This is a genomic window from Roseovarius sp. TE539, from assembly GCF_003298505.1.
Taxonomy (GTDB): Bacteria; Pseudomonadota; Alphaproteobacteria; order Rhodobacterales; family Rhodobacteraceae; genus Roseovarius.
Map to the genome: position 1 here is coordinate 122,163 of NZ_QNGB01000003.1, position 20,493 is coordinate 142,655.

Genomic DNA, 20,493 nt, shown 5'->3' on the forward strand with positions numbered 1-20,493 from the left:
TTACGGTATGGCTGTGACCCTGCGTTCGCATGCCGGTTATTATAGGCTTGACGGCGGCTGTTGGAAACCCCGGAATTTGCCCCCGGGCATTCACCGAACGGGCTTGATACCCGAGGTCGCGCAGCTACTTGCCCTTGTCATGGAAACAGCTCTCATCATAGGCGCTTCGGGCGGTATCGGCAGCGCTTTATCCGGGGCGCTCGAGGCGCGGAGCGTCAGGGTTACCCGCCTCTCCCGGCGCAAGGATGGCCTAGACGTGACAGACGAAGCGTCGGTCAAGGCGGCACTCGGGCGCCTGGATGGCGTGTTCGACCTTGTCTTCGTGGCGACTGGCGCTCTGGAGATTGATGGCGCGCAGCCTGAAAAGGCCCTGTCGCAGGTGACGTCTAGGGCGATGGCGGATCAGTTCATGCTCAACTGCGTAGGGCCTTCTCTGGTGCTCGGACATGCGCGGCACCTTCTGCCGCGCGACCGCTCGTCGGTCTTTGCGGCGCTGTCGGCGCGGGTCGGGTCGATCGGTGACAACCGGATGGGTGGCTGGTATTCCTATCGCACGTCCAAGGCCGCGCTGAACCAGATGATCCGTGGCGCCTCGATCGAATTGGCACGCACGCACCCGAAAGCGGCCTGCGTGGCGCTGCACCCCGGAACTGTCGCAACCGCCTTTACCGAGAAATACCTTGGCCGGCATCCTTCGGTGACCCCGCAGGAGGCAGCACAGAACCTGCTGATGGTGATTGACGGGCTCGACGCCGAGGACACCGGTGGTTTCTACGACTGGCAGGGCGAGACGGTGCCATGGTGAACCGGTTGATCCTGGTTCTTGGCGATCAGCTTTCGCATGCGCTGTCGGCGCTGCGCGACGGTGACAGGTCAGGTGATCTGGTGGTCATGGCCGAAGTGGCCGATGAGGCAGCCTATGTGCCCCATCACCCGGCCAAGATCGCACTCGTGCTGTCTGCGATGCGTCATTTCGCGGAAGAACTGCGGGCGGATGGCTGGCAGGTGGCTTATACCCGGTTCGACGATCCCGGCGCGGCAACATCCATCGTTGGCGAGCTGCTGCGGCGCGGGCAGGATCATGCAACCGACAAGATCATTGTCACCCGTCCCGGCGAATGGCGGCTGATAGAAGCGCTGGAAGATGCGCCGCTGACCGTCACGATGTTGCCGGACGACCGTTTCATTTGCCCGACCGAAGTTTTCGATCAGTGGGCGGAGGGGCGCAAGACCTTGCGCATGGAGTACTTCTATCGAGAGATGAGGCGGCGCACCGGGCTTCTCATGGAAGATGGCACGCCGGCGGGTGGCAAGTGGAATTTCGACCATGACAACCGCAAGCCCGCAGCGGCCGACATGCTGCGACCCGGACCGAAGCGGTTTGTGCCAGACGCTGTGACCGAGGAGGTGCTCGATCTTGTCGAGGCGCGCTTTGGCGGCAACTTCGGCCGGCTGCGCCCCTTCTGCCTGGCCGTCACCAGATCCGAAGCCCTGGACGCGCTGAATCACTTCTCCACAAATCTGCTTGCGGGGTTCGGGGATTATCAGGATGCGATGCTGAACGATGACCGTTTCCTTCATCATTCGGTGCTGTCGCCCTATCTCAACATCGGGCTTCTGGAGCCGATGGAGGTGTGCGAGCGCGTGGAGCACGAATGGCGTGCCGGGAACGTACCGATCAACGCCGCCGAGGGGTTCATACGCCAGATCATCGGCTGGCGGGAATACATGCGCGGGATCTATTTCCGCGAAGGACCCGGCTACACACGCCGCAATGCGCTTGGTCACCGCCGTGACCTTCCGGCGATGTACTGGGGCGCGGAAACCGGCATGGCCTGCATGCGCAGCGCCATCGCCCAGACCCGCGAGGAGGCGTACGCGCACCACATCCAGCGGCTGATGGTCACCGGCAACTTCGCCCTCCTGGCCGGGGTGGACCCGCATCAGGTGCATCAGTGGTATCTGTCTGTCTATGCCGATGCGTTCGAATGGGTGGAGGCACCCAACACAGTTGGCATGAGCCAGTTCGCCGATGGGGGCATCATCGCCAGCAAGCCTTACGTGAGTTCGGGAAACTACATCGACCGGATGTCGAATTACTGCGGTAGCTGCGCGTATTCGGTGAAGGAAAAGACCGGTGAGCGCGCGTGCCCCTTCAACCTGCTTTATTGGGATTTCATGGACCGGCACCGTGATCGCTTCGAAGCCAACCCGCGCATGGCTCAGATGTATCGGGGCTGGGACCGCATGAGCAGCCAAAAGCGCGCGGCGGTGCGGGAAGGCGCCGGCAGAATCCTGGCGCGCCTGGATGCGGACGAACCTGTCTGAATCGGCTCAAAGCATGTTGCGCCAGATCGGATTTCACCCGCCCGTCGTGCCAGCGACGGGCACGCGCCGGCCCGCCCCAACCCGTCCCCCGGCCGTCTCCGATTGAACGCCATACGCCCTGGGCGGCGGTGGTTGGTCATGCGTGCCTTTGCCTCGCTTGGAGGGGCAGTGCCGTGGCCGGCCGTGGAACTGAAAAACCGTCGCGGGTTCCGGGAAGGTCCGGAGCATTTGGGTGCCCGCTTCGGTGGCCGCGCCAACCGCCTTCATCCCGGTTCGCGGGCGCCAAGGTCATGCCCTGGAACATCTTCTCGCATGACCGCCGTATCCCTGACGGTTGCCACGTGCCCGAACGCCTGCGCCGCCGATTTCCCCGCGGCGCCGGTCGACACATGACCCGGCAGGTTGCCCCGGCGGAGAAGGCAGACGGGCCTTGTGTGAATCGGGCTCGACACCGGCAGGCTCCTTGCGCCGCGATGAAAGAAAGAACGACGTCGCGATGCCAGTGTCGTTTGATCCGCGCCGAAGGCGGTTACTCGGCGGTTTCTTCCGCGCCGGCGTCCTGCGGTTCGGGATCGGTCCGGGCCAGGCTCCCGTCCTGCCACTGGCCGCTTTCCTCTTCGCCGGAGGCATAGCGCATCGTACCTTCGCCCTGGCGCTTGCCCTTGAGGAACATCCCCTCGTAGACGTCACCATTGGCATAGGTGGCCACGCCGCGGCCTGAAATCTCACCGTTGCGCCATTCACCGGTGTAACGGAAACCCCCGGGCATAACGATCTCGCCCTCGCCATGGCGTTGCCCCTCTCGGAAGTCGCCGGTATAGACCGTGCCATCGGGGTATGTGGCCTTGCCCTCGCCGTGGCGCTTGCCCTCTTTCCATTCACCTTCGTACCTGTAGCCATCCTCGTAGGTCATGACACCGAAGCCGTGGTTCTTGGCGTCCTTGAACCCACCCTCGTAGACCAGACCGTTGGGATAGGTTGCCCGGCCCTCGCCCTCGATCACGCCGTCCACCCATTCGCCCTCGTAGGTTGCACCGTCAGGATAGGTGATCTTGCCCTCGCCATTGGCGAGATCGTTGCGGAATTCACCCTCGTAGACCGATCCGTCAGGGTAGGTCACGCGGCCCTGCCCCGAGATCTGTCCGGCCACCCAGGTGCCCACGTACTTGTAGCCGTCGGTACCGGTGAAGGTGCCCTGTCCGTGGCGCTTGTCATCCTTGAATTCACCTTCGTAGACATCGCCGTTGGCATAGGTAACGCGCCCTTCGCCTTCGCGGCGGCCGCTTACCAGCGTGCCTTCGTAGACATCGCCGTTGGGCTGGGTCAGTTTGCCTTTGCCGTCTATCTGTCCGTCCTGCCAGCGCCCCTCGTACACCAGCCCGTCCGGCATTGTCAGGGTGCCCTCTCCATGCCGCGCCCCCTGCTTGACCTCGCCTTCATATGTCGCGCCATCCGGGTAGGTGATGCGCGCCTGGCCGTCCTTCACGCCGTTGTCCCAGTCGCCCTCGTAGACGTAACCGCCGGGCGATTCCATCACCCCCTCGCCGTGATGCATGGCGTTGCGGAACTCGCCCTCGTAGCGCACCCCGTTGGCATAGACCGCCACGCCGCGCCCGGTGATCTTGCCGTCCTGCCAGGTACCCTCGTAAGTGCCGCCGTCCGTGAACACGATCTTCCCCACGCCATGCGGCTTGCCGGCCTCGAACTCGCCCTCGTAGACCGATCCGTTCGGAAACCTGGCCACGCCGCGGCCCCTGATCTGCCCCTCGACCCATTCGCCGGTGTATTCGTAGCCATTTGGCAAAGTGTAGGTGCCGGTGCCATGCTGAAGGCCATTCTTGAAAGTGCCCTCATAGACCCCGCCGTCGTCATACTGCTTGGTGCGCACCTCGCCATCCTGCGCCTGCGCCTGCAAGTTGCCGGATGCGGCGAGGATAGCCGTCAGGATAATCGTTTTCGTCAGAGATCTAACCATTTCTGCCCCGGATGCCCCAACACCGTGCGCCCAAGCCCGGCGGATGCCGGAAATCTAGAGGACCGGCGGCAGGCTGACAACGGGTTTTGCTCAATTCGGCTTTCCCTTGCCTTTCAATCTGCTAAATCGGTCCTCAGGTTGCAATGGAAGGGGATGAACATGGCAGACCGCTTCCGCCTGACGCTGGCACAGCTCAACCCGACAGTCGGGGATATCGACGGCAACGCGGCGCGCGCGCACGCCGCGTGGCAAGACGGACGGGCCGCCGGGGCCGATCTGGTCGCGTTGCCCGAAATGTTCGTCACGGGGTACAATACGCAGGATCTGGTGATGAAACCGGTTTTTCACCAGACCGCGATCGCCGCGATCGAGGGGCTGGCGCGCGATTGTGCCCAGGGTCCCGCCTTGGCGATCGGTGGTCCGGCGCTGGTGGGGGCAGAGCTTTACAACGCCTATTACATTCTTGCCGGCGGGCATATCACGGCGCGGGTTCTCAAGCATCATTTGCCCAACGAGACCGTGTTCGACGAAAAGCGCCTGTACGCCTCCGGGCCGGTCGGCGGGCCCTATTCGGTGGGCGACACGCGGATCGGCAGCCCGATCTGCGAGGACAGCTGGTACGAGGACGTGGCCGAGACCCTTGCCGAAACAGGGGCCGAATTCCTGCTGGTGCCCAACGGCTCGCCCTATTACCGCGGCAAGCTGGAGGTGCGTCAGACCCTGATGGTCTCGCGTGTGGTCGAAACGGGGCTGCCGTTGATCTATCTAAACCTTGTGGGCGCGCAGGACGATCAGGTCTTCGACGGCGGCACATTCGTGGTCAATCCGCACGGAGAGCTGGCCCTTCAGATGCCTCTGTTCGAAGAAGCGGTCGCGCATCTGGACATGGTCTGCGGCGAGGATGGCTGGACAGCGCAAAAGGGTCCGCTCGCGCACGTGCCGGATCTCTTGGAGCAGGATTACAACGCGATGGTCCTGGCCTTGCGCGATTACATGCGCAAGACGGGTTTCTCGAAGGTGCTTCTGGGCCTTTCAGGCGGTGTGGACAGTGCGATCGTGGCCACGATCGCGGCGGATGCCCTCGGCCCCGGAAACGTACGTTGCGTGATGCTGCCCTCGGAATACACGTCCGAGGCCTCGCTGGCGGACGCGAAGGCCGTGGCCGAAAACCTCGGCTGTCATTATGATTTCGTGCCGATTGCGGAAGGCCGGGCCGCGATCACGAATACCCTGGCGCCATTGTTCGCGGACGCCCAACCGGATATCACCGAAGAGAACATACAGTCACGCCTCCGCGGTCTGCTGCTCATGGCCATGTCCAACAAGTTCGGCGAGATGCTGCTGACCACCGGCAACAAATCCGAAGTGGCGGTAGGATATGCCACGATTTACGGCGATATGGCCGGTGGCTACAATCCTATCAAGGATCTCTACAAGACCCGGGTGTTCGATATCTGCAGGTGGCGCAACGCCAATCACCGCCAATGGATGAAGGCCCCCGAGGGGCCGGTCATCCCCGCGAATGTCATTAACAAAGCCCCGTCGGCGGAACTGCGGGAGGATCAGAAAGACAGCGATTCTCTTCCCGATTATCCGGTGCTCGACAGCATTCTCGATATCCTCGTGGACCGAGACGGCTCAATCTCGGATTGTGTTGCCGCGGGTCATGACCGGGCCGATGCGCAGAAGGTTGAGCATCTGCTTTACATCAGCGAATACAAGCGGTTCCAGTCCGCGCCGGGTACACGCCTGTCGAAAAAGGCGTTCTGGCTTGACCGGCGTTACCCGATCGCGAACCGCTGGCGCGACAGAGGCTGACCGCCGGTGCGCCTCAAGCGGATTGAAGCGCGCGGGCCTCGTGGGCGCGCAGGCATTGGCGCGCCGTCTGGCCATACCCGTTCGGATTGCTTCGCAAGTCCGGAAAGAGCTGGAAAAGCTCCTCGCGTGCCGGACCCGCAACCGCGCTGAGCCCGATCTGGCCGGGGTGGAAGCTTTCGCTCGGGCAGCCCTCCGCGAAAATGATTTCGTGCCGGTCGAAAAGCAGGTGCACATATTCAATGCTTTCGGTTTCCTCTTGGACGATCGAACTGCCGTTGATCAGATGCTTGGCGGGGATCAGTACCTCGGGGCTGTCGAAATATAGCGTCGCGACCGCCGAACAATGCAGCATCCGGTGCTGGGGCGACACCAGAAGCGCCCGGTCATTCCCCATTGTTTGCGCGTTGATACGGATCGGGGCGAAACGTCCGGTGCCCGCCACGCGCCGACGTCCCGCCCATCGTACAGCCTGTACGCCATTGTCGCGTGTCACGACCGCGTCACCGGGTGCGAGATCCTCGACCGGGCGCTGGCCCCGAGGCGTGAGAATGCGCGTGCCCGTGGTGAAACAGATCACCACATCCTCGATATTGGAGAAACTGACAATGGTGCCGTCGTTCAGCGTAGCTGTGCCCGACATGCCGCCCGGACCGGGATCGGTGTTGGAGTAGCTGATGTTGTTTGCCGTGACGAAACCGCTCAGGTCCAGCGTATCCCCCGCCGTTTCGTCCTCCTCGCCCCCGTCCACGGTGACTGTGCCGCCACCCGTCAGGGCCGCGGCGTCGATTACGAAGGTGTCGTCGCCGCCGCCGCCGAGCGCGGTATCGCCGCCGCCGATATTGAGGATGTCGTCCCCTCCGGCGCCATCCATCAGGTCGGCGCCGGCGCCCCCTGTGAGGGTATCGTCACCGCCGGGCGCGGCAGGTGGACCGGAGATCAGCGAGCTGTTCAACAAGTTTGTGGTCGTGCCGTCCGGTGTGGTGACATCCGATGACAGGACCTGCCCGCCACCGTTTTCCCAATAGCGGATTTCGATCGTGTATGTTTCGCCCGCCGTCAGATCGACGTCGCCCCATCGCGTCGTCGGTGCCTGGTGCTGGTCGTTGTCCATGAACGGCCCGGTCGTGCCGCCCTGGTTGGTGAAGGTGACGGGGTTTCCGTCGGAATCGAGTATCCGGATGGTGGAGCCGTCATCGGAGGTGGTATCGAATCGGTGGGTTCCGGTGTCTGCTGCGGTGAGCGTCGAGGTGTAGATGACGCCGAAATCCTCGGGATTGTTGCCGCTACCGCGAACTTGCTGCGCAAGCCCCTCGACATCGAAATCGTCCGTGTACCCTTCTTCGGCAAGCGTGCCATCCTCGATGTCGAAAGCCTGACCGTCGGCGCTGGTGAAGTCCTTGTCGTAGAACGCGTATTGCCAGTCGTTGCCGGGCGGCTGGTCATCACCGTAGAGCGTGTCATCGCCTTGCTCGCCGCTCAGGCTGTCATTGCCTGCACCGCCCGTCACGGTGTCGTCGCCCAGGCCGGCAAGAACCGTGTCCTGGCCCTCGCCGGCCTCGATCGAGTCGTCGTCGGCACCTGTCGGGATGGTATCGAAATGTACATCCGTGATGTTGAGGCCCTGGCCGTCAGTGCCGCCGTTGTCGTATTCGATCTCGACGCTGGAAACCGGGCCGGCGATGGTAAAGAGCGCCGAGCCGTCGTTCTGGCCGGCAGTGTTGTTCACCCCTCCGCCGCCAGTCACGGTGTCGCCGCTGACGGTGTCGGACGTGTTCCCGCTAAGGTCCACGTTCACGGTGACGGGATTGCCCTCCGGGTCGAAGGCGCGGACGGTCACGATGTCCTGCCAGCCGCCTTCGTCAATGTCGTTGGCACGGAACTGCACGTTCTCCACCGCATCGGCATAGCCTGATCCCGCCACTGCCGAGAAATCCAGCGTGGTGGTGACCGTGTCCGAGCCGGAATGCGTGCCGAACAGATAGGCCGATGAATTGCTGTCGAACGGCTCTCCGGTTCCGACGAACTGGGTTCCGGTCTCCACTGCAATCGTATCGGTCGTCGGGCTCTGGTCAAAGGTGACAGCGACCTCGATGCCGCCGGTATCCTGCGTGAACCCACCCGAGATGTCCTGCCCGTCGCCGCCCTCGGCTGTCCAGTTCAGGCTCAGCGATGTGGCGGACGCACCGGGCGCATCGCCGCCATCCACCACGTCGCCGTCATCGTCTCCCGAATAGGCACCGTCGATCAGGTCATCATTGGCAGTGCCGCTCACGATGCCGTCGGTCAGATCGTCCTCGGAGACGAAATTGGCATACGTGAAGACAGTCCCGTCCCCGTTTTCCGGCAGGGAGTCGGAGTTGAGCGTCTCGTAGGTCCGCCCCGCGACAAGCGGCTTTTCCGACAGTGTGTAATTCCCGGCCGCCGCCCCGCCCTCGATTTCAAGCTGCACGACATTGAAGACCTCGCCGGTCACGGTGTCCCGAATCGTCCAGCCCCACTCGGCATCGGCAGTGACGCCGGTCGAGGTATTGCCCCCGATCGTCGCATCGGCGGTGGTGCCGCCCTCGCCGCGGTTGTCGTCAGTCAGTTCAAGGCCGTCCACACCCGACCCGGTGTCGAATATGGTCAGGGTGCCGTCGGCGCTGCCGGGACCGGTGTAGACGGCGGTGCCGCCGGTCGCATTGCTGAAGATCGACCGCGGGTCTACATCATAGAATTGAAGGCCACTGTATGTGGGCATGGGTATTCGCCTGTATCTGCGCTCTGTCGGCGCTTGTCATGGGTCTGTTCGTCTGCTCGGGCGCTTCGGGAGGCTTCATGCCCTCTCTTCTCGCGGCCTTTCTTGTCAACAGCCTGATCTTCCGCCGGAAAATCAAGCACGATCAACGATAACTCCTGAATTGCGTTTCGGCAAGCGCGTTCCCGCATCGCGGTGCCCCATCGTGGTGCCGCAACTACGATGCGTGCTGCGCGCGGCTGATGAATCCTCATGCGGTTAAGGAATATTTAATAAATGATTCGTTAACTGCACCCGCTTAGGTAGAAACCGGCGGCGGTGATAACCATGTCAATCCAGAGTCAGACAGGCCAGGCAGACACGATGCGGATGCTGGGGCTTATCGGCCGCGACCGTCCGCTATTCGTCGCCGATATCGAGGCGCAAGAGGCCCGCTTGCGCCATCTCGTGGGCGTGTCACGCTTTCTTGTCATCGGAGGTGCGGGCTCCATCGGGCAGGCGGTCACCCGCGAAATCTTCAGGCGCTGTCCCCGCACTCTCCACATTGTCGACATAAGCGAGAACAACATGGTCGAACTGGTGCGCGACCTTCGCAGCACACTGGGCTACAACGGGGCCGATTTCCGCACTTTCGCAATAGATTGTGGCAGCAGGGAATTCAGGGCCCTGATGAAAGCCGACGCCGGCTACGATTACGTGCTCAACCTTTCCGCGCTCAAGCATGTGCGAAGCGAACGGGATCCCTTCACCCTGATGCGGTTGATCGAGGTCAACATACTCAACACCATCGCGACCATGCGCGCGGCCCGCGAAACGGGCACCCGGAAGTATTTCTGCGTGTCCAGTGACAAGGCCGTCAAGCCGGCGAACATGATGGGCGCCAGCAAGCGGATCATGGAGCTGTTCCTGATGCGCGAAAGCCTGGAACTGCCGGTCTCGATGGCCCGGTTCGCCAATGTCGCGTTTTCGGACGGCTCGCTTCTTCACGGCTTCAATCAGCGTCTGGCCAAGAACCAGCCGATTTCGGCTCCTGACGATGTATGGCGGTATTTCATGACACCGCGCGAAGCAGGCGAGCTGTGCCTGATGTCCTGCCTGCTTGGCGGCAATCGCGACATCTTCTTTCCAAAGCTCGGCCCGGCTCTTGGCCTCACGCGGTTTTCCGACATCGCGGCGCGGTATCTGCGTACCCACGGGTACGAGCCCCATGAATGCGCGACCGAGGACGAGGCCCGCGACAGCGCCGCCGACCTGATCCCGAAAGGCAGATGGCCGGTCTATTTCTTCGCCAGCGACACGACGGGTGAAAAGGATTTCGAGGAATTCTTCACCGCGTCGGAAAACCTGGACATGGAGCGGTTCGAAGCTCTCGGTGTGATCCGGAACGACGCCGTTTTCGATGCGGCCCGGCTTGATCGGTTCCTGTCCGGCATTCGCCGCATCCGTGTTTGTGATCATCGAGACAAGCCCGAAATCCTTGCCCTCTTCGACGCGATGATCCCGGATTTCAACCATGTCGAAACCGGCAGAAACCTCGACAACAGGATGTGAGAGCCATGCAACGCCTTCTGGATATAGCCCTTTCCACCATCGCTCTGGTTGCCCTTTCTCCGCTTCTGGTGCCCGTGATCGTGATCCTTCGCATCACCGGGGAGGGTGAGGTTTTCTTTCGTCAGGAGCGCGTGGGGCGCGGCGGCCGGATGTTCGGGCTGATCAAGTTCGCAACCATGCTGAAAAACAGCCCGGAGATCGGCACCGGAACAATCACGCTCCAGGATGACCCGCGGGTGCTGCCGTTCGGGCGTCTCCTGCGGGCTACCAAGATCAACGAACTGCCACAGCTCTTCAATATCCTTCTGGGTGACATGAGCATCATCGGCCCCCGCCCCCAGACCCGGCGCTGTTTCAACGCCTTTCCTCGGCGGTCGCAGGCCGTCATCGTGAAGGTCCGGCCGGGCCTGTCCGGCATCGGATCGGTCGTGTTCCGTGACGAAGCCGCGATGATGGCCGCCAGCGTGCAACCTTCGCGGTTCTATGACAGGGCGATCATGCCCTACAAGGGGATGCTGGAGGAGTGGTACGTTGCGCGGCAATCGGTGGTCACCGACCTGTTGCTGATCTGCGTGACAGCCTGGGTGGTGGTGTTCCCGTACTCGATGATCGCCTGGCGTGTCTTCCCGGACCTGCCGGCCATGCCCGAGGCTCTTTCCAGCGGAGTGGCCGTGAACGGGGCTCGCCGTGCAACGTGATCCGCAGGCATACCGTCAGATCGCCGCGTTGCATATGTCCTGCCTTGATCAGGGGTTCCTTGCCACGCTCGGACCACGGTTTCTTGCCCTTCTCTATCGGTGCATGGACGCAAGCGCCGAAAGCGCGCTCATCACCGAATCCCGGGATGGCAGGATCGTGGGGTTCGTGTCGGGCGGTTGCGGCATGGGGCCGGTCTACGGGCAGTTGATCCGCGCCTGGCCGCGGCTGGCGGTGTCGCTCGCGCCTCTCGCGCTGCAACCGCGCCAGCTTCTGGGCGTGGCCGAAATCCTGCGTCACTCTGGCGCCCGGCCGCACGGCATTGACCTGCCGGAGCATGAGATGTTCAGCCTTGCCGTCGAAAAAGCCGCACGGGGCACCGGCGTCGCCGGGCGGCTTTACCGCGCGTTCGAGGCGCATTGCCGTCGCCGCGGCGTGTCTGCCTACAGGTTCTTCGTGGGCGAAAGCCTTGTGGCGGCGCACGGTTTTCACACCGTGATGGGGGCGCGGCCGGTAGCGCAAACAGAGGTCCACAAGGGGCGCAAGTCAACCATCTACGTGCGGGATCTGTGATGCGCGCGGTGGCCCTGATGCTTCTCTTCGCGCTTTCGGCGTGCTCCGAGGGTTTCGTGACCTTTCCCGTTACCCAGGCAGGTCAGGCTGCGGCCCCCGAGGATGTCGAGATCATCCGCCTTGATGCCGGCAACATCGCCACCTTCGCGGCCTCCGGTCGCGACCATTTGCCGGCGCAGATTCCGTCGGGGCGGGCCTGGGATTATCGTGTCGGGTCTGGCGACGTTCTCAACGTGATCGTATTCGACCACCCAGAACTGACGCTGCCGGCTGGCAGCGACCGCAGCGCCGAGCAAAGCGGTTTCCGCGTCCAGTCCGATGGCAGTTTCTTCTATCCGTTCATTGGCCAGGTCGAGGCGGCGGGCAGTACGACCGGCATGATCCGCACGGAGATCGCGACCCGGCTGGCCGAATACATTCCCGCCCCCCAGGTCGAAGTGCGCGTGGCGGCCTTCAATTCCCAGAGCGTCATCGTCGCGGGTGAAGTGGAGGCGCCGAAACGGCAGCCACTGACCACGGTGCCGCTGACGCTGGTTGCGGCGGTGAACGCGGCGGGCGGGCTGACCGATACCGGCGATCCGGGCGGCATCACGATACAACGCGGCAACCGGCGATACCGTGTCGACATGGCCGGTTTCCTCGACGGCGGGTTGCGGCGCAACAACCCCGTGCTGCACGACGGCGATGTGGTTAATGTGCCGCGGCGTCGGGCACAGGAAGCCTATCTTCTGGGTGAACTTGTCGAGCCGGGGGTGATCGACCTGTCGCTGGACAGGGTAACCCTCACGCAGGCTCTGGCGCGCCGTGGAGGTCTCGACGAGGTGCGTGCCGATGCGCGGGGCATCTTCGTGTTCCGCCAGCGCGGGAACACGCCCGCCGGGAAGATCACCGTGTTCCAGCTCAAAACCAGTTCGCCATCGGGCATGCTTCTGGGCACACGGTTCGTGCTCGAACCGCGCGATGTGGTTTATGTGGTACGGTCGCCGCTGACCCGCTGGAACGACACGATCCGCGTATTGCTGCCCACTGTCCTCGCCACCAGCCAGTTCGGTGACATCGCCGATGATGACTGAACGTCCCGGACCCGCCAGCCGCGCGTTGACCGCCCGGTGCGATCCTTACACTTCGTCATGGTGCGCACGGTATTCATAGCGGTGGTACTGCGTATATCCATCGCCCGGCATTCCGGTGACGCGGCGTGGATCGAACGCATTCAGGATTGCCCCGGAAAGCCTGATGCCCGCCCCCTCCAGCGTACGTTGCATCGCTTCGATTTCCGCAATTGGCGTGACATCGTGGCGAACCACGGCGATCGTCGCGCCGGTGGCGCGTCCGACGATCACCGGGTCGGTGACCGCCAGAACCGGCGGGCAATCCACAATCGAAAGGTCGCAGACCCCGTTCAGCCGTGTCACCAGTTCGTGCAGGCGCGGGCGCATCAGGAGTTCGGAGGGATTGGGCGGGTAGCGGCCGGTTGTGATGACATGCAGCCCGGGCACGCCAGTCTCGGCCACGGCTTCCTCGAGGTCGATTTCGCCCGATAGATATTCGGAAAGGCCGGGCGTGTCCCGGCCGAGGCCGAACAGCTTGCGCAGGCGTCCTTGCCGCAGATCCGCATCGACAAGACAGACACTTTGCCCGGCCTGCGCGGTGATGACACCGAGATTGGCGGCGACAAAGCTCTTGCCCGCGTTCGGGGCCGCTGACGTTATGGCCAGCGATCGTGTCTCGGCATCGAGCATGCCGAAATGCAGGCTTGTCCGAAGCGAGCGGAAGGCTTCCGCCGCAATGGAGGCCGGTTGGGCCAGCGCCAGCAATCCGGGCGTACCATGCGATGTTCCGGTCTCTGCCTCGGCCTCGGTGGCGCCGGGCGTGAAGTTGATCGTGGCGAAGACCGGCAGCCCGACCGCCTCAAGCTCCTCGCTGCCCTGCACACCCCGGCGCAACCATTGGCTCCCGAGAACCACGCAGGTCCCGAGGAAGACGCCCAGAACGACGGACAGCCCGAGGATCAGGGGCCGGCGCGGTGCGATCGGGTCCGGCGCGGTCTGGGCCGTGTCGAGGATACGCACGTTACCGACCGTCGAGGCGCGCAAAACGCGAACCTCCTGCGCCCGCGTCTGAAGCTGGGTGTATATCTCCTGCTTGAGTTGAACCGCGCGGTTCAGGTTGACGACTTCGCGCTGCGTTTCGGGGAGATTGTCCACTTCGATGCGGACCTCGGACAGTCGCGTGCGCAGACGCGTCATGCGGGTCAGGAGCTGCTGATAGACCGGGTGGCTCTTGGTGTAGCGTTCGCTGACCTCGTCCTCTCTGGCCCGCAGCGCCCTGAGCTCTGCCTCGAGGCGGGTAATCTGGGTCAGGAGGCTTTCTGTCTCGAAACTTATGTCCACCGATTTCTGACGTTGCCGGTAGTCGTTGAGCGCGGCTTCGGCTGTCCGCAGTTCCGCCCGGGCGTTAGGCAACTGCTTCTCTATGAAAGCGAGGCTGTTTTCGACCTCCGCGGCCGACCGCGCGATGTTCTGGTCCAGATACGCCTCGGTGACGCCGTTGAGCACCCTTTCCGCCTGGCGCATGTCGCGGGCTTCGTAGGTCAGCCGCAGGATACCCGTATCCCGGCCTTTCTCGCGAACGCCCAGCGACCGGCGCAGCGCGATGACCGTTGCAAGGTCGGCTTCCTGCACAAGTTCGTATCTTCGCCCGGACGGCGCGTCGATCCGCCCGATCCGGATCAGGAGTCCCGCCTCGTCCACCATGAGGGGTTGTCCGACCTTGCCCTCGTGCTCATGGCCGTCCGGCGTCATGATCCGGTAGCGGTGTCGATCCAGGACGATCAGCCTGATCGGCAGACCGATCCACCGTGGCGGCACGCGCAAGCTCCGTAGGTCTATGCTTTCGCCCGGACGGGAATATCGGCGCAGAAATCCGGCGTCGGGTACCGGCAGGCGGTATCGTTGCATTATCGACCCGATCAGGGGCAGGCGCGCGGGAGTTGCACGCCAATCGAGATTCAGTTCCGCAACGACATCGGACAACACCATGCGCGAGGTCAGGATCTCGATCTCGGCATCAGTCCGCGGGTCGTTGGAGACAAGATCTTCCAGGCCGTCCGGCAGGGTCAGTGATCCGCCCCGCTGCTCCAGTTGGACGGTTGCGTCGGCCCGGTATGTCGGCGGCATCGCGATGGTCAGGAAAACCGCGATTGCAAGTGCGGCAAGGGTCCAGGCCGTGATGACGCCACGGCCCGCCCAGACGATTGCGATCAGCCGTCCGACATCCACATCGTCACTGGCCCGGCCGGTCTTTGGCTGATCTGAACCTGCTGTCATGATGGATGAGGCTTTCATGGGTGATGCCGGCGAAGTGGCTGAACCGCAGTTTATAAGGCATGGCCCCGGTGGCTGCGCCCTAAGCGGTAAATCGTCCTCGTCTCTTCGCAGGGTGCCGGTGCCAAACACGCCCGCCGCAGGGTTGGAGATGAATGTTCTGACATCGGGAGCTTACAACCTATACATGCAATAGTAAATTCACTTGGGCAGTGGTCTGAAAAATAACCTTTCCCAGTGCCCCCGAGAACATGAGGTTTCTTTAAGGTTGCGTGGCGCGCTGCTGCCGCGCCGATCATGCGCCCGCGCCGGCCTATCATGAAACCGCTGCCGTGGCGGAGCGGCCGCGGCTTGCCACCTGGCAAATCACACTTCCCGCCGGGGCTTTCCGGGATGCCGAGGCATGAAATGGCGTTGTCAAGTTGGGAATCCCGATGCTGAGCAAGCTTGACTTGATGACGGTTAAGCCGGACGATCACAGGAACGTTATTTCTAAATGGAATAGATGCATGAAGGGGTTTTTCTGGAACCTGCTGGTTTTCCTGTTCGGGATCGCGGTGCCGACATTCCTGATTCTCCTTGGCGGTGGCCGGCTGAACCTGGAAACGACCATCGCGCTGTCGGCGGGTGCCTCGGCCTTCTCGCTCATGGCGATCAATCTGTTCCTGTCCACCCGTCCGCCGCTTTTGGAGCGCTGGATCGGCGGGCTTGACCGGCTTTACGTGACCCACAAATGGACCGGCATTTCAGTGCTTTTCCTGGCCATCGCGCATGAACGTATCGGGATGGACTTCGAAAAGGGACAGGTGGCCACGGTCGGGTTGGCCGCTTTGGCGGTGGAGGTGGCCGAAGTTGCCTTTTACATGCTCCTGGTGCTGCTGCTCGTCAGCTGGATGAAACGCTGGCCCAAGCTGATCCGCAGGTTCATGCCCTGGCCCGGTGGGGGCAACGGCGATCTGCTGCCATATGCGCTTTGGCGTTGGACGCACCGGGCGCTCGGGCTGGTGTTCATGGCGCTGTCCTTTCATCAGCTCTTCGTGCGCGTGCCCTTCGAGGCCAACACGGTGGCTGACAGTTACCTCAACAGCATGGCCGCTTTCGGTATCGTCTGTTTCCTTTACACGCAGTTCGGGTGGCTGCTGCGCCGACGCAGCTACACCGTCACCGACGTGACACCCCACCCTGCGGCAACCATCATCCAGGCGACGCCCAAACGCCGGGGGATCTCGGCTCGTCCGGGCGCCTTCGCGGTGATCTCCGCAGGCCGTGCCGGTCTGCGCGAGCCGCACCCCTTCACCGTCTCCGGAGCGTCCGAGGACGGCGGTCTGCAATTCTCGATCCGGGGGCTGGGCGATTACACACGCCGGGTGCGCGAACGGTTGCAGGTCGGTGATACCCTTTATGTCGACGGGTGCTATGGCACATTCGATTATCGCAAGGGTCCGGCGCGGCAACTCTGGCTCGCCGGCGGTATCGGCATCACGCCCTTCCTGAGTTTCGCCGACAACCTGACCGCCGAAGAACAGCGCGAAATCATGCTCGTCTACGCGGTAACGACGCAGGACGAGGCGGTCGGTCTGGAACGGCTCGATGCCGCGGCACTGCGCTGTCGGGGTTTCAGCTTCGTTGTGCATCAAAGCGACACGGACGGCCGTTTGACATCAGAGAAACTGGCCGAATACGCGCCCTTCCCCCTGCGTGATGCAGGATTGTGGTTCTGCGGGCCGGCGCCGATGCGCGAGGCTATCCTTTCCCAGCTTCGCAAGGACGGCAACGCGCCGCGCGAAGTCCATTTCGAACAGTTTGAATTCAGATGAGCCGGGCAGCACCCGGTCAGGAGGTCGAAGATGAGACGAATTTTCAGAATGCTGGGCCTGGTGGCATCACTGAGCTGTTTCTTTGGCATCAATGACGCCCACGCACAGATACTTTTCGAAGAGGGCGCCCACGCGGCGTATCGTCCCGACATCAAGAACGGCGAGCGTCTCTTCAACGCCGCCGGATGCGCCACCTGCCACGGGATCGACGGATCGGACCAGATCCTTGCCGGCGGGCGGGTGATCGAAACCACGTTCGGGGATCTCTATTCGCCGAACATAACGCACGACAAGGAACACGGTATCGGCGACTGGACCAACGCCGCGTTCCTCAATGCGGTGATCAACGGCGTGGCACCTGACGGAGATCGCTATTTCGGTGCCGTTTTCCCTTATCCTTCCTATGCGCGGATGACGCCCGAGGATGTGCTGGACCTTCGCGGATATCTCGCGACGCTGCCAACCAGCGACGCGCCCAGCAAGGAGCATGACATCAGCTACATGAGCCAGACGATCCTCGATCTGTGGTCCTCTGAACGCGACCCTCTCGAGCCGATGTCCCACAATCAGATGAAGCGCGGGCAGTACCTGGTCGAGGCGGTGGGGCATTGCGCCGAATGCCATACCCCGCGCGACACCGGCATGGGCCTCAGTTACGAGCTGGACATGAATAGGCCTTACGAGGGCTACATGGGCCTTCTCGGGGAATTCGCCCCTTCGATAACGCCCGCGAAACTCAGGCGGTTCGGCCCGGAGGCGTTCGTGTTCAACGCCCTCGGCGAGGCCAGGAAGCTCAGCGGGCAGCCAATGGTCGCCGCATCGATGCGGCGGATGTCGCGGTTGATGTCCCGGCTTCCGATCGAGGACCGGTTGGCGATGTACGCCTATCTGACCGGTGAACCCTATGACATGGACGCCCTCGAAATTCCCCGGGGTCTCGTGACCGAGGAAGTGACGGAAGAAACCGGCGCCGCGGGCGGGTCCGTGACCGAGGACGCCGCGGGTGCTGCCGGGAAGGTGACGGTGGTCAAGCAGACCGTCACGATCCCCGATGAGGTGACACCCCCCCGCAGCGATGCCCGCCAGATGCCGGACCGCACGGCCGCCGGTGGCCTGATGTCGCAGATCAACCAGTATTGTGAGGCGCAGGCGCCCGAAGTGATCGAAACCCTCCCTCTGGAAACCGTTCCCGCGCCGAAACCGGAGCCTAAGGCGACACTGGTCGGGGCCGGGGGCGATGTGGACCCGCAGATCGAGGCCGCGGCCGACGATTTCGTCGAGACCTATTGCAGACAGTGTCATGCCCCCGGCAAGACCAACTCCGGCGTCTTTCTGACAGACTCGCTGGTCGCGATGAGCTTCGATCCCAATGTCCTGACACCCGGCGAACCGGACAGATCCCCGCTTTACACATCGGTGGTCAACGGGTCGATGCCCTACGGCAAGAAGCCGAGCGCCGAGGAATTGGAGGCGCTGCGGCAATGGATCATCGACCTTGGCGATCCGGACAGCGGCGAGGCCATGGCCACGGCGGCCGCCGAGCCCGCCCCCGAGGTCCGCAGGAAAGAAAAGGCCAGGGCGGCCACCCGCGCCGTCGAAGTGCCCTATCCGGATTTCGCCGGTCCCGGCTTTGCCGAACGGATGGCCGCGATCATGGCCGATCTTTCGCAGATCGAACGCCGCGATCAGGAGTTCGTTCGCTATGTCTCCCTTGCCTTCATGCCGCTGCCCGAGATCGACTGTTCGGAAACCGGCGCGATGCGAAACCCGATGCATTACCTACAGGCAGGCGTGAACAAGTTCATCAACTCCATTTCACTCGGACCGAAGATCGTGCCGGGCGTGCCGGTGCGCGGCACCGATGGTTCGGTCCTCCGGATCGACCTGCGTGATTACCGTTGGACCCCCGGACATTGGGATGCGCTGACGACCGGGGCGTATAACCGGGCGGCCGAACGAACCGCCTTCTCGGCCGACGCATGGAGGGATCTGGCCGTGGTCTATCCCTACGCCATCGACCCGGCAAGCGACCCGATGACTGGCGTGATTTCCGAGGCGACCGGCGCTGTAGTGCCGGTGATCCGCGGTGACTGGATGCTCCGCTTTGCCTCCGAGGCGCCATATTATGACATGTTCCTCGGCCTCACGGATCAGATCAGCGACCTGGAGCGCCGCCTCGGTCTCGACGTGAGCTTCGAGATTCAGAACGGCCGGGTGATCCGCGCCGGGGTCGGCGAGGGACGGTCGGGCGTGTCGGATCACAACCGCATGCTGGAACGCTTCGATCTTCCGCGCGGCGGCTATTACTGGAAGTCCTACGACTTCGCCGAGGATGTCGGGCGCCAGTCACTGGTGCTGCATCCCGATGGCCCGCCCGAACTTGACCGGACCTATTCGGGGACCGAACCGTTCGAGCATGATGGCGGCGAGATGATCTTTTCACTGCCCAACGGGCTGCAAGGCTTCTACCTTTCGACAGCGGCCGGGGATCGCCTGACGATCGGGCCCACCTCGATCGTGTCGTTCCGCAAGCGACAGATCGGCAAGGGCGTTGAAATCGTAAATGCACGGTCGTGCTTTGACTGTCATGCCAACGGCATCATTTCAAAATCGGACCAGATCCGTGACCAGATCATCGCGGCCCGCCGCTATGACCGTGAAACGACGGATCGCTTGCTTGAGATGTACATCGACAACGACAGGCTTTCCCAAGTCTATCAGCAGGACCGGTCCGCCTATCTTTCGTCCCTCTCGGAACTGGGCGCGACCGAAATCAACGTGGGCGGTCAGCCGGTCAGTCTGATCGCGCCCGACAGCGTCGGCTCGGGAGAGATATTCACCTATGTCGCGGACCAGCATTTCGAACAGCTTCGGCTGATCGACGTGGCCCGCGAATTCCACCTTGACCCCGAGGTTTTCCGTGACCGCGCCCGCCGGATCGCCGATCCGGCCCTGGCCCAGGTGATGCGCGACTGGCTCAGCCGGCTTGACAGCGGCCTGACCATCCACCGCAGCGAGGTGGGCGAGCATTATCCTCGGCTTCTTGGACGGATGACCGACGTTCGCGCGCTCAAGCCCGGCGAGGGCGCCGAAGCCAGGATCGTTGCCGGAGCGGAGGCGGACATTGAGGAAAAGGCGGAACAGGCGGTCCTTGCCAAGGCCAGGGTCGGGGAAAAGCCGTTCGAGCCGGCCGAGAAGGGCAAATCGGACTTCGTCCCGCCAAAGAAGGTTACCGACAAGATCAAGCTTGCCATAACCGTGCCCGAGACAGAGGTGCGCGTGGATGACCTGCTGGTTTTCGATATTTCCACCAACAAGAGCTGTGAATTGCAGATTTTCTATGTCGAGGAGAATGAAACCGTCGAAGAGATCATTCCCGAGATCATCGGGCCGGCGATCCTAGAGGCCGGCGAGACGCGCCGCATCCCGTTCCGGGATTCGGGTTTCCGGCTGCGCTTCGACACCCCGGGCAAAGGCGAGACGATGTTCGCATTCTGCCGTGTCGGCGGACTTGGAAAGGAGCGGCTGCATGCCGATACCGTGCTGGACTTTGCGGCGGAGCGCTCGATCACCCCGCTGCGCGGAATCAGCCAGGAGGCGGTGGCCCGGGTCCAGAAGGACGAAGGTCAGAGCGGCTTCAATTTCGTCACCTTCAACGTTCATCCTTGAGGA

The 20,493-nt window shown here is 63.0% G+C and carries 12 protein-coding genes; 9 read left to right on the top strand and 3 right to left on the bottom strand.

Annotated features, from left to right (window positions below; genetic code table 11):
* The first annotated feature begins 139 nt into the window (after positions 1-139).
* Positions 140-805: an SDR family NAD(P)-dependent oxidoreductase gene (locus tag DQW77_RS03025; RefSeq protein ID WP_113256707.1), complete on the top strand. Its 666-nt coding sequence runs from the start codon at positions 140-142 to the stop codon at positions 803-805.
* Entirely contained in the window at positions 799-2,328 is a 1,530-nt protein-coding gene (locus DQW77_RS03030; protein WP_113256708.1) for a cryptochrome/photolyase family protein, read from the top strand. Before DQW77_RS03025 ends, DQW77_RS03030 begins: the two co-directional genes overlap by 7 nt.
* A 529-nt stretch (positions 2,329-2,857) precedes the next feature.
* On the opposite strand, the gene DQW77_RS03035 is transcribed toward DQW77_RS03030, so the two are convergent.
* Positions 2,858-4,303: an MORN repeat-containing protein gene (locus DQW77_RS03035; protein WP_181711185.1), complete on the bottom strand. Its 1,446-nt coding sequence runs from the start codon at positions 4,301-4,303 to the stop codon at positions 2,858-2,860.
* 159 nt (positions 4,304-4,462) lie between these two features.
* Between DQW77_RS03035 and DQW77_RS03040 the strand changes: the two genes are divergently transcribed.
* Positions 4,463-6,121, top strand: coding sequence for an NAD+ synthase (locus tag DQW77_RS03040; protein WP_113256806.1), 1,659 nt, complete (start codon positions 4,463-4,465; stop codon positions 6,119-6,121).
* 13 nt (positions 6,122-6,134) lie between these two features.
* On the opposite strand, the gene DQW77_RS03045 is transcribed toward DQW77_RS03040, so the two are convergent.
* On the bottom strand, positions 6,135-8,861 hold the full coding sequence (locus tag DQW77_RS03045) for a Hint domain-containing protein (RefSeq protein ID WP_113256709.1): 2,727 nt from the start codon (positions 8,859-8,861) through the stop codon (positions 6,135-6,137).
* Positions 8,862-9,185: 324 nt separating this feature from the next.
* On the opposite strand from DQW77_RS03045, the gene DQW77_RS03050 reads away from it, so the two are divergent.
* From DQW77_RS03050 to DQW77_RS03065, 4 genes are read left to right on the top strand one after another with little or no spacing between them, the layout of a single operon-like run.
* Entirely contained in the window at positions 9,186-10,409 is a 1,224-nt protein-coding gene (locus tag DQW77_RS03050; RefSeq protein ID WP_258523651.1) for a UDP-N-acetylglucosamine 4,6-dehydratase, read from the top strand.
* A gap of 5 nt (positions 10,410-10,414) precedes the next feature.
* Positions 10,415-11,107 (top strand): sugar transferase, encoded by a 693-nt coding sequence (locus DQW77_RS03055; protein ID WP_113256711.1) that lies wholly within the window; start codon positions 10,415-10,417, stop codon positions 11,105-11,107.
* Positions 11,097-11,678 carry an N-acetyltransferase gene (locus DQW77_RS03060; RefSeq protein ID WP_113256712.1) on the top strand — a complete coding sequence of 194 codons (582 nt, stop codon included), beginning with the start codon at positions 11,097-11,099 and terminating at the stop codon, positions 11,676-11,678. Before DQW77_RS03055 ends, DQW77_RS03060 begins: the two co-directional genes overlap by 11 nt.
* On the top strand, positions 11,678-12,751 hold the full coding sequence (locus DQW77_RS03065) for a polysaccharide biosynthesis/export family protein (RefSeq protein WP_113256713.1): 1,074 nt from the start codon (positions 11,678-11,680) through the stop codon (positions 12,749-12,751). The genes DQW77_RS03060 and DQW77_RS03065 overlap by 1 nt, the downstream gene beginning before the upstream one ends.
* Before the next feature lie 45 nt (positions 12,752-12,796).
* Here the strand turns inward: DQW77_RS03065 and DQW77_RS03070 are convergent, their stop codons facing one another.
* Positions 12,797-15,007, bottom strand: a complete 2,211-nt coding sequence (locus DQW77_RS03070) for a polysaccharide biosynthesis tyrosine autokinase (RefSeq protein WP_113256714.1) — start codon at positions 15,005-15,007, stop codon at positions 12,797-12,799.
* A gap of 506 nt (positions 15,008-15,513) precedes the next feature.
* Between DQW77_RS03070 and DQW77_RS03075 the strand changes: the two genes are divergently transcribed.
* Entirely contained in the window at positions 15,514-16,821 is a 1,308-nt protein-coding gene (locus DQW77_RS03075; RefSeq protein ID WP_181711186.1) for a ferric reductase-like transmembrane domain-containing protein, read from the top strand.
* Positions 16,822-16,851: 30 nt separating this feature from the next.
* A complete protein-coding gene (locus tag DQW77_RS03080) occupies positions 16,852-20,490 on the top strand; it encodes a c-type cytochrome (RefSeq protein WP_113256716.1) in 3,639 nt (1,212 codons plus the stop codon).
* Positions 20,491-20,493 lie beyond the last annotated feature (3 nt).

What these genes read in the sequence shown, in the direction of transcription:
- DQW77_RS03075 (WP_181711186.1), top strand. Translation starts at nt 15,514, where the DNA reads ATGAAGGGGTTTTTCTGGAACCTGCTGGTTTTCCTGTTCGGGATCGCG.
- DQW77_RS03040 (WP_113256806.1), top strand. Translation starts at nt 4,463, where the DNA reads ATGGCAGACCGCTTCCGCCTGACGCTGGCACAGCTCAACCCGACAGTC.
- DQW77_RS03025 (WP_113256707.1), top strand. Translation starts at nt 140, where the DNA reads ATGGAAACAGCTCTCATCATAGGCGCTTCGGGCGGTATCGGCAGCGCT.
- DQW77_RS03035 (WP_181711185.1), bottom strand. Translation starts at nt 4,303, where the DNA reads ATGGTTAGATCTCTGACGAAAACGATTATCCTGACGGCTATCCTCGCC.
- DQW77_RS03080 (WP_113256716.1), top strand. Translation starts at nt 16,852, where the DNA reads ATGAGACGAATTTTCAGAATGCTGGGCCTGGTGGCATCACTGAGCTGT.
- DQW77_RS03055 (WP_113256711.1), top strand. Translation starts at nt 10,415, where the DNA reads ATGCAACGCCTTCTGGATATAGCCCTTTCCACCATCGCTCTGGTTGCC.
- DQW77_RS03045 (WP_113256709.1), bottom strand. Translation starts at nt 8,861, where the DNA reads ATGCCCACATACAGTGGCCTTCAATTCTATGATGTAGACCCGCGGTCG.
- DQW77_RS03030 (WP_113256708.1), top strand. Translation starts at nt 799, where the DNA reads ATGGTGAACCGGTTGATCCTGGTTCTTGGCGATCAGCTTTCGCATGCG.
- DQW77_RS03070 (WP_113256714.1), bottom strand. Translation starts at nt 15,007, where the DNA reads ATGACAGCAGGTTCAGATCAGCCAAAGACCGGCCGGGCCAGTGACGAT.
- DQW77_RS03065 (WP_113256713.1), top strand. Translation starts at nt 11,678, where the DNA reads ATGCGCGCGGTGGCCCTGATGCTTCTCTTCGCGCTTTCGGCGTGCTCC.
- DQW77_RS03050 (WP_258523651.1), top strand. Translation starts at nt 9,186, where the DNA reads ATGTCAATCCAGAGTCAGACAGGCCAGGCAGACACGATGCGGATGCTG.